The organism is Candidatus Omnitrophota bacterium, assembly GCA_041650805.1.
Lineage (GTDB): Bacteria > Omnitrophota > Gorgyraeia > 2-01-FULL-45-10 > 2-01-FULL-45-10 > JBAZKM01.
The window spans coordinates 111,941-122,448 of sequence record JBAZKM010000007.1 but is presented as its reverse complement, the minus strand read 5'-3'; the positions used below and the strand labels follow the sequence as shown (position 1 = coordinate 122,448).

The following is a 10,508-nucleotide window of genomic DNA, read 5'->3' as shown; positions in this document are numbered from 1 at the left end:
AATTCCTGCAAATTCGCGAGACGTAAACCGCAGCCTTCAAGGCTATAGGCAGGCTGTAGGCACCAATTTTGCTATGCAAAATTGGTAGTGCACGGCGAAAAAATTCAGGCCGTGAACAGGACCCTGAAGTGCGGCATGGCGCCAGAGGCGCCTATCCGTAAAAATTTATCGTTCCCAACGCGATATTGACTTTTCGCTATTATAGGGTAATATTATATTAATGAGGTGCTGTAAGCCGTTCTATATTATGCTGAGTATTGTTCCGGTGCTCTATATGTCAGCAATCGTTCCACCCGTTTTCCCGGAAGACGGAAGGCCGGGAGATGCCGGGAAGCTCGACAGGGCCGTATGGCTTTATGACCACGAGAACTACGATGAGGCGCTCATCCCGTTACAGGAACTGAGGACAGGAGACCCCGGCTCCTCCACGGTCGCTTACTACCTGGGGTTGACATTGAAACAGATGCAGAGGTATAAGGAGGCCAGGCCCCACCTTGAGGCAGCCGCTACCCTTAGTCCTAAGATAAATTACGCCGTCCCAGAACTGATAGACCTGCTCTATAAGCTGGATGAGATAGAAGATGCGAAGAAATGGGTCGCCGTGGCGGAGGCGGAGGGGGTGGCCCCGGCGCAGATCGCTTTTATGAAAGGGCTCATACTGCTCAAAGAGAACAAAGATGTCGACGGCGCAATAGCCTCGTTCGATAAGGCCGGGGAGCTGGACGAATCGCTCGTCGGGACCGTCAAGTATTATAAGGGTATGGCCTATCTACAGGCGAAGCAGCTCTCCAAGGCGAACGAAGTATTCAAAGACGTCGTCATGACCCAGCCGACGGCGGACCTGGCGACGTTCGCCAACGAGTATATGGATACCATATCGCGCGTGGAAGACGCGACGAAGCCGTTCCACGGTTATGCGACGGCGGGGGCGCAATATGATACCAATGTCGTCCTGATGCCGGACGATGAGACGACCGTGAGCGGCATATCGGACCAGGCGGACTGGCGGCAGGTATATACCTGCCAGGGCGATTATAACTTCAGGTTCGGCGACAATGTATCGATAAAACCGGGTTACTCTTTCTATTACGCCAAACAGACCGACCTCGGTTTCTACGACATGGTGAGCCACGACATAACGCTTCTCCCTTCTTTCTACTTTGACAAACTGGCGGTGACCTTCCCGACCCATTATAACTATGTATCGGTGCACGATAAGGGGTACCTCTCCACCGCGAGCGTATCCAATCTGACCAACTATATGATAGACAGGAACGACATGGCCCAGTTCTCGTTCCTTTACAACCGCAAGATATTCCTCTGGCCGCCGGACCCGGCGGATGAGAACAGGACCTCAAGCGAATATGTATGTTCTGTCGGGTGGTACCATTTCTTCGCCAAGAACCAGGGCGTCTTCAGTTTAGGTTATTCGATGAACTGCGATGACACCAAAGGCGAGAACTGGAGGTACTGGGGCAACAAGCTCACCATGATGTCGGTCATCCCCGTATTGAAAAATGTGAAATGGAATATCGTATGCGAGTACTTTTACCAGGATTATCTCAGGAAGAATAACGTTTACGACAAAAGGCGTTCCGACAACATAATTACGGTATCGAACCTCGTCGCGATAGAGGTCTTCAAGAACGCCGAGGTGCAGTTGACGTACACGTTCACGGACGATAACGCCAGTATCGGCGTTTACAAGTACACCCGGAATGTCTTCGGCGCGGGCATGAAGTATAAATTTTAAAACTTAAGGAGTGACCCGGAATGAAGATGAAAAGCATCCTGCCGTTATGCGCGTTTTTGCTCATGCCATGCGTTGCCATGGCCGGTGCCGTTCCGATAGGTAAGGTCACCGCGGTGGAGGGGAGGGTCGATGTGACACGCTCGCCCGATAACGAAGCGGTGTCCCTGGCGGAAGGACTCCCGATATTCGAGGGTGACTCTGTCCGCACAAAAGGCCATTCCAAGGCCGAATTGGAATTCACGGACAGGAGCACCGTTAAGATAGCCCCTAATACACGCATGGAGATAAAAGAATTCAAAGTTGCGGGCAGCGCAAGGGAGCATGCCGAGATACACATCGCCAGAGGCAAGGTGCTGGCCGATGTCTCCAAAACAGGCCGCCCGGACACCTTTATGATAACCACCCCTAACTCAAAAGGGGCCGTCAAGGGGACACAGGTCCTGGTCCTCTACCAGGCCGAACGGACGAGCGCCCTGGTGAAGGACGGGCGGCTGTCGATCTGTAACGTCGCGCTGCCCGGCCAGGTGAAAGATATAGCGAACGGCGAGGCGGTCATGGTGCCGTTCGATGCGCCCCCGGAAGCTCCCCGCCCGTATATGGAGTCGGAGTTCATGCTCCACGAGAAGGATACGAAGCCGACCGTCATAAAAGCGGTCTCTATCGGGAAGACCTCCGCGGCCATGAGTTGTTCCATTACGACGCTGGTAGGCGGGGTCCGCGTATTAAAGAAAGGCGCCTCCGACTGGCATTACGCTAAACCCGATGAGACGCTGGGGGAAGGCGACAGGATAGAGACCTCGGAGGACGGGAAGGCCACGCTTCTCCTGGACAACGGCAATCTTCTCCATATCCAGCCCGGCTCCCGGATCGCCCTCGCTACATTGAAGCGGGACCCGAAGACCGGCGAGTTCGACAACACTTTTGAATCCGATATGGGAAAGGTAAAGGCCGTTGTCGAAAAACTGGGCAAGAACTCGAACTTCCGCATAAAGACGCCTACCGCCATGTGCGGTGTAAGAGGGACCGTGATGTTCCTCACTATAAGCCCTGCCGCCACGCAGGCATTTTATGAAGGCGGAGGCGGTATCGTCACAAATACGATATCGGGCGATACGCAGTTCGTCGGATCCGGGCAGAATACCGTATCGTCGAATACGGGCGCGGTAGCCGCGCCGGCCATGACATCGAACGAGGCCAGGACATCGCTCAATGCGTCTTTCGACTACGGCGTCGTCCACGACGGGTATACGGCGCCCGCGAACGATGCGGGGGCTACCGGAGAAGGAGGGAAGCACGCGATAGGGCTTAATAAGGACGGCGGCGGCCACGCAAAGGGGGAGGGGAAGGGCGGTCCGGGCGCATTCCAGGTGCCTCCGGCCCTCATACCCATAACGGAGGCAAACAGGCCACACCCGATACCCGGGGTATCCTATATAGAGAGCCTGACATTTGCGGGCCTGGTGGGAAAGATCGCCGTAGACGGCTCAACGGTCATCTTCAGCCCGGAATTGCCGTATAACGGTATGGACGGGAGTTTTTCGCTTTCGGTAAGCGTCTTCAATCAGTGGATCACGGTCGGTAAGGGATCGGTGACCGGCGGCGTCGCAAGGAATGTCTATATCCCGGAGCTTTATGCCTTCTGGGTAAGCGATGACTTCAAGTGCAAAACGGACAATAACGGCCAGTACAGGGGGTTCCTCGGCGCCTCGCTCTCTAAATCCACGGATGCCGACAGGACGACCCTGAAAGGCAAGGCCCTATGCCTTTATCGCGACCCGTCAGGATGGGCCGGGACGATGACATTCACATATGAAGGTAAGTACTGGCCGGTGTTGAAGACATTCAACAGTTTATTGGCGGAATCGGACGATGTCGTATTTAACCAGAGAGAGGTCCTGGGGGCGGGTTATGACCTTAATGGCGCCTCTCTCGTGACAAAGTCGGTTTACGGCAGGGGTGTCGGGAGCTTTGACGCGGGCGGCGACATAACATGCGGTGCCACCGGCTCAGATACGGGGCTATCCGGGGTCACATTCAATCTGCCAGACCTCGATTGGGGGATATGGCAGCTCCAGGCCCAGGGCACCTACACCTCGACGACATCAGATGACTGGGTGCTCGCCGTAGGCGGGGAACAGTACGATGACTGTTCATGGCTCGGTACGATGGACGGGATCCTGTGGGACGACAGGGACCCTGTCCCCGGCCAGAAGACGAACCAGCTGGTGGGTGAATTCAGGGGGGTGTTCTTCACCCTGATGGGCGAGCCGGGCGATTATGAGACGTTCGCCGGCGGGTATATCCTTGACGGAGATGTCGTAGGCATAGCCGATCCGACCGCTACGCCGGACATGACGTGGCAGGCGATGGGCGGCGGGGAATGGTATGTGGCCTACAAAAATTTTTCGGAGGAGTTCCTCGGGTTCAACGCGGCCCAGCTTGCCGCCTTCGTCAACGTGCCCATCACACAGATATCCGCGGCAGAGAACATGGCGAAGACGGCCGGCAGCCAGCAGTTCACGACATTTAATATGGATACGCGGTTATACGGCAACGGGTCGTCGGATTATATATGGGCGGGGATCATCTCCGGGACGTTCAAGCAGAGCGCGCAGCCATCGGCCGGGTGGACGGTGACCCTTACCGAAACGACGCCGACATCCGCGTCGATAACATTCAAAGACGGGACATGGAACCAGCAGGGCAACAGGTGGAGCGCTATCGTCGATCTGGACGCTTCCCCGGTTATCGACGGCCACCCGGTGACGAGCGGACAGGCCGGCGGTACGTTCATGCTGGACGGGGACAACAGCCAGTTTGAGGGTGTCGCCGCCGGCACCTCTTCCGTCACCTGATCGGTTATCAGGACAAAGGGCCTTATGGACGAAAAGCTATCAAAAGAGAAGACCGGGCTGTACGGCCGGCTCATAAATTCCCTTAACGCCGCCCTGACTAACAGCACGTTATACCCGCCCGAGCATTCCACGTTCAAGGGCGCGGTAAAGCTCTTCAAAGACGTGCTCGATATGTGGCTTACCGGTGAAGAGAAGATAGATCTGGGCATCACCCCGGACGCCATCCTCCTGAACGGCATATTCGTAAAGGTGACCGGCGATTTTTACGCCAAGGTCGCCGGCTATATGCACAAGAGAGGGATAATAGCCGTCTCTTTTGCAAGGGGGATAAGCGTAGAAGAGCTTTCGGAGTTCTTCGGTTTCATAAAGAACGACCCGAAGGTGATCTCTTCGAAGGGGGGCATAGCGAAGAACATCGGTTCCGTGGCCCATATGACCATAAAGGAGATAGATTACAGTTCGCTCCTGACGAGCGCCAGGGCATCTTCCGCCATGGATGAGAAGGCCATATGGCAGTCGCTCTCCGGGATAGGGAAGGACCTGAAGACCGGTCTCCTGCCGGAGTCAAAGGCCGAATTCATAAATTCGTTCCTGAAGGACCCGAAAGGGGCCGCCTCCGTATTGAATAAGATATACAGGGCCGCGCTTACGAGGCTTGACGATAAGGCGACCGCAGAAGAGATCAAGGATATATTTTCAGGCATGAGCAGATATTTCGAGAAACACCCCGGCGCCCCTGCGAAGGCCGCCAATAAAGAGCTGTCGGATATCATACTGAACCTCGACCCGGCCCTGGTGGCCAGCCTCTTTAAGGGTGATCCTTCCAAAGATGATCCAACGGCCCTCTCCAATACGCTCTTCAAAGGTTTTTCGGACGATATGGTGGCGGACTTCATAGCTTCGCTGATGCAGAGCGGCGACAATATAAACGAGAATATGGTGAAGGTCTTCAATAAGCTTGTATCGGGCACCGGCAGGTCCGACAGCATAGCGTCAATGGTCACGGATAAATTATTCGAGAAGAAATTATTCGGGGAGAATGAGCTCTCCGGGCTTCAGGTCTCGGTCAAGGAGCTCTTTGAGACGCATCCGGATAACGAATTCATCTCCCGGATATACAACCTGGCCGTAGGGAACCTGATAGACAGGGATGACGGCGGCGCCGGCCCATCCGGGAGGTACTCCGTGCTGGTGGGCGAGTATAAAGAGTTCCTGAAGGAAGAGAACCTGAGGAGAGAGAAGGTCAGGCTTCTCCTCAATATACTGTGGCTTGAGAGCGACCCGGTGAAATTCAAGAAGATGTGCGGCATACTGGCGGATTCTTTCAAAGAGATACCGGGCCCGGCCTATGTCGGGGTGATGAAGGAGATGTTAGAGCTCTTCACCGAGAAACTGAGCCCGTCGCAGACAGGCAATGAAGCCATAGGCGCATCCGTAAAAGAGATGCTTTCGCGCATAAAAGGCCTTGTAAGGGCAGATAAGATCATATCGTTCATCCCCGCGGCGGACCACAGGACGCTCGATGATATAGCATATATCCTTATTAAGGCCGGAGAGCGGCCGGTCGAGGCGCTGCTCGACTCCTTCACGGCAGCGCAGGACCAGTCCGGCCTGGAGAAGATGGGCTACATCTTATCGAAGATGGGGGGTAATACGGCGGAGGAGATCGTCCTGCGTATAGAAAAGGCCCCGCCGGGCACCCCGATCAATATACTGAACGAATTTTGCAGGATACTGAGGGGTCTGGATAAGGACAGATTCAGCGCGGTCGCGAAGAAGCTGATAACGCATGCCGATGCCCGGATGCGGCTCCTTGCCCTGGAGGAGTTCTGCCCGGAGAGCGCGGAGGAGAGAAAGGGCGCGTTGGAGCTCTTTGAAAAAGAGAGACATCCGTATATAAAGAAGAAGGTCCTGGAGGCGCTGGTAAAGACCGGTGACGGCGGGGTGATAAAGAAGCTGTTCGATATACTGGACAGGGGCTTTTTCAAAAATGTCTTATTGCAGGACCTGATAACGCTGTGCGGGGATTTCAAGGTGCAGGAGTCGCTGCCTTACCTCGGCAGGATATTGTCCCGCCGGCCTTTTTTTAACAGAAGGAAAGTGAACACCATGCGCGCGGAAGCCGTGATAAGCCTGGGGAGGATAGGCAGAGCCGAGGCGCTAGAGTATGTGAAAAGAGCGGCAAATGATCCGAACGAATCGGTGAGGAGCATGTGCCGCCTGGTCCTGGAATCCGACAGCACGGTAAAGGGGAAGGCGGCCTGAATGGTCACGAGAGATATCAAAGCCGTTGTGGAGAAGGTCGTCTGGGGGCTGATGAGCGCCATCCAGATAAGGAATATATACGGTAAGGAACATAATCTCACAAAGGACTCCATCACGGCCCTCTATTCGAAATTGAACGACGCCCTGTCGGAAAGAAGCGAGATAACGATAGGCGTGATCGGCGACGAGATAGCCTTCGAAAAGGAGCCGTTTTACGAGATAAGCAGGAATATAGGCAACTTCATCTCCCGCCTGAAGAAGATGAAGATAGAGAAGATAAGTTTCCTTAAAGGTGTCACCAGGGCGGAATTGACGGATTTCCTCGACCTCCTCTCCGAGAACGCCAGGGCGGCGGAGAAGGACGGCGGAGCGGCGAAGGCGCTCGAATCGCGCGGCATAACAGGCATCATAATAGGGACCATAGGGGCGCCGGATGAGCGCCCTGCGCCTCCGGCGGATAGCGGTACCGGATACGCGGAGGCGGATGCCAGTTTCGAACAGGGGCTCGGTTTTTTACGCAAGATATCGGCCGACATAAGCGAGTCCAGGCCCGTCGACATGGCGGCCGCGCGTTTTGTCGTCACGAAGATCGTGGGCAACCTGCTCAGGAACGTCCATTCGTTCCTCATCCTGTCATCGCTGAAGAAGCGCGACGAGGGCACCTTTGTCCATTCCATAAACGTGGCCATATTCACCCTGGTACAGGCTGAAGCCCTGGGCATCGGCGAAGACCTCCTGGCCGATATAGGGATAGCGGCCCTTCTGCACGACACCGGCAAACTGGTGATGGAGGCCCACATCATAAAGAAGGCCGGTAAGCTTAATGCCCAGGAGGCGGAGAAGATAAAATCCCACCCTATCGACGGCGCCGAGATATTGCTGGAGACGCCGGATGTCCCTCTGCTGGCGGCCCTCTCCTCGTTCGAGCACCACATGAAGTACGACGTCCAGGGATACCCGGAGCGTCTTTACGGGAACAAGATAAACGTCGTAAGCATGATGATAACGATCGCCGATGTATATGACGCGCTCAGGAGCAAGAGGTCCTATCACGAGCCGCTCCCGCCCGAAAAGGTGTATGAGCAGATGACGGAGCTTTCCGAAAAGAATTTCCATCCGCTCCTGCTGGATATCTTCTTCAGGAGGATAGGGGTCTATCCTCCGGGGACGCTTGTGGAACTCGATAACAACGCGATAGGCCTGGTGGTGAAGGAGAGTTCCCTGGAGATGAGAAGGCCCCAGGTGGAGATACTTTACAATCCTAAGGGCGAGAGGGAGAAAGAGCCGTATTTCATCAACCTGCTGGAGAAGGACAACGGGACCAAAAAATATAAGTGGACCATAGTGAGATCGGTGCCGTTTTCCGAAAAATATGATCTACCGGACAAATATAAGACAGGTTAAAGAACGATGAAGAGCAGTAAACGTGTAATTTTGTCATTTCTGGCCGTACTCCTTTTAAGCACGGCCTCCCTGGCGGCTGAAGAGACGCTCGAATGGAAGGCGTGTGTTGATGAGGCGAAGAGGCAGAATCCCGCCCTCATATCCGCCTTTGAGAATATCAAACAGTATAAAGCGGCGAAAGAGGTCACCAGGAGCGCGGTGATGCCGCAGGTATCCGGGAGCGGGAGCGAGAGCACCGCCAAGTCGGCCGGCGGGGCCAGGAGCACGACGTACGATTACAGCGTGACGGGCCAGCAGCTCCTCTTTGACGGTTTCAAGACCTCATTCGACCTCTCCGCCGCCGAACGGAACATCATATCTTCGAAATATAATTATGATGTCACCTCGTCAAATATACGCTTAAGCCTGAGGACCGCATTTGCAAATCTCCTGACCGCCCAGGAATTCCTGAAGGTCGCCCAGGGGATAGAGGCGCGCCGCAAGCAGAACCTGGAGCTCGTAAAATTGAGATATGAAGGCGGCAGGGAGCACAGGGGATCTCTCCTGACTTCGGAGGCGGACCTCGCCGAGGCCAGTTACGAAGTGCGGCAGGCGACCAGGGATATTTATGTAGCTCAGAGGCAGCTTACAAAAGAGCTCGGTCGTTCCTTATTCGTGCCGATGACCGCCCAGGGCGATTTTGAGGTAAGGGACCAGGACGTATCCCTGACCGATTTTGAAGATCTGGCGGAGACGACGCCGCTTTTACAACAGCTCATAGCGAAGAAGGAGTCGGCGAAGTTCGGGCTGAATGCCGCTTATGCCGACTTCTTCCCGCAGGTCTATGCCAACGCCAATATCGGGAACACCAATACGCGGTGGTTCCCGGACAGGAATGAATGGTCTCTCGGCACCAGCTTATCGCTTCCCATATTCGACGGGGGGAACAGGTTTGCCGCCGTCTCCCAGGCGAAGGCGGTGCTGGGCCAGGCGAAAGAGAACGAAAGGTCCGGCCGCGACGGCGTCATATATACGTTATCGAATACATGGGCCGCGCTGCAGGACGCCGTCGAGAACGTGCTCGTCAGGAAGAAGTACCTTTATGCGACGGAGGAACGCGCCAGGATAGCGGAGGCGGAATATTCCGTAGGCCTCATGTCGTTCGATAACTGGATAATAATAGAAGATAATCTCGTTTCGGCCAAGAAGTCGCTCGTGAGCGCGCAGCTGGGGGCCCTGATCGCCGAGGCGACGTGGATACAGGCAAAAGGGGGAACACTGGATTATGATAAAAAATAGAAGATGGAAGATATATCTCGGATCGGCGATAGTCATAATGGCGTTGATATTCCTGGTGAAACTGAAGGGTAAGCCCTCCGGCGAGGTCACCAGGGAGATAAGGCCCGCCCTCGGCAGCATACGTACTACGATAACTTCAACGGCCACCGTCCAGCCGCAGAACAGGCTGGAGGTGAAACCGCCGATAAGCGGCCGCATAGACCGGATACTGGTCAGGGAGGGAGATAAGGTGAAGGTCGGCCAGACGCTTGCGCTCATGAGCTCCACCGAAAGGGCCGCCCTCCTGGACGCGGCGCGCGGCCGCGGCGAGGAGGAGATGAAGTACTGGGAAGATGTGTATAAGGCGACCCCCTTGATATCTCCGATAGACGGGGAGGTCATAGTCAGCACCGATGACCCCGGCCAGACCGTGACCGCGTCGGAAGCGGTGATGGTCCTTTCGGACCACCTCATCGTCCAGGCCCAGGTCGACGAGACCGATATAGGCGGCGTGCGCGTCGGTCAGGAGGCCGTCATAAATCTCGACGCCTACCCCAAGATAAAGGTGAACGGCAGGGTGGACCATATATATTACGAATCGACGGTGGTCAATAATGTGACCATCTACCAGGTCGATATAGTGCCTGAGACCGTCCCGGAGGTCTTCCGCTCGGGGATGTCCGCCACAGTGAACATCGCGGAGAAGACAAAAGAGAACGCTTTACTGATACCGCTTGAGGCCGTCAAAAGGAATAACGAAGGCCCTTACGTGCTCATAAGCCGCGGCGCCGGCAGGGCGCCGGAGGAAAGGAAGATCGAGCTGGGGATCTCGGACGAAAAGAACGCGGAGGTGGTATCCGGGTTGTCGGAGCAGGATACGATACTGGTCAAAGGGCAGAAGTATGTACTGCCGACCGCCCCGGCTGCCGGCACAAACCCTCTTATGCCTTCCAGGAGACGCAGCGGCAGGTAGA

At 55.4% G+C, this 10,508-nt stretch carries 6 protein-coding genes; all 6 read left to right on the top strand.

Annotated elements, in window-relative coordinates; translation table 11 throughout:
• Positions 1–274 precede the first annotated feature (274 nt).
• Genes WC515_06535 through WC515_06510 form a run of 6 tightly spaced genes read left to right on the top strand, consistent with a single transcriptional unit; the run spans position 275 to position 10,507 of the window.
• A complete protein-coding gene (locus WC515_06535) occupies positions 275–1,753 on the top strand; it encodes a hypothetical protein (protein MFA5147009.1) in 1,479 nt (492 codons plus the stop codon).
• 20 nt (positions 1,754–1,773) lie between these two features.
• A complete protein-coding gene (locus tag WC515_06530) occupies positions 1,774–4,608 on the top strand; it encodes a FecR family protein (protein ID MFA5147008.1) in 2,835 nt (944 codons plus the stop codon).
• Between the two features lie 24 nt (positions 4,609–4,632).
• Complete coding sequence (locus WC515_06525; GenBank protein ID MFA5147007.1) at positions 4,633–6,873, top strand: HEAT repeat domain-containing protein; 2,241 nt, start codon at positions 4,633–4,635, stop codon at positions 6,871–6,873.
• Positions 6,874–8,277 (top strand): HD domain-containing phosphohydrolase, encoded by a 1,404-nt coding sequence (locus tag WC515_06520; GenBank protein ID MFA5147006.1) that lies wholly within the window; start codon positions 6,874–6,876, stop codon positions 8,275–8,277. It begins immediately after the preceding gene.
• A 6-nt stretch (positions 8,278–8,283) separates the two neighbouring features.
• On the top strand, positions 8,284–9,555 hold the full coding sequence (locus WC515_06515) for a TolC family protein (GenBank protein MFA5147005.1): 1,272 nt from the start codon (positions 8,284–8,286) through the stop codon (positions 9,553–9,555).
• Positions 9,542–10,507: an efflux RND transporter periplasmic adaptor subunit gene (locus WC515_06510; GenBank protein ID MFA5147004.1), complete on the top strand. Its 966-nt coding sequence runs from the start codon at positions 9,542–9,544 to the stop codon at positions 10,505–10,507. Before WC515_06515 ends, WC515_06510 begins: the two co-directional genes overlap by 14 nt.
• Position 10,508: the final 1 nt, after the last annotated feature.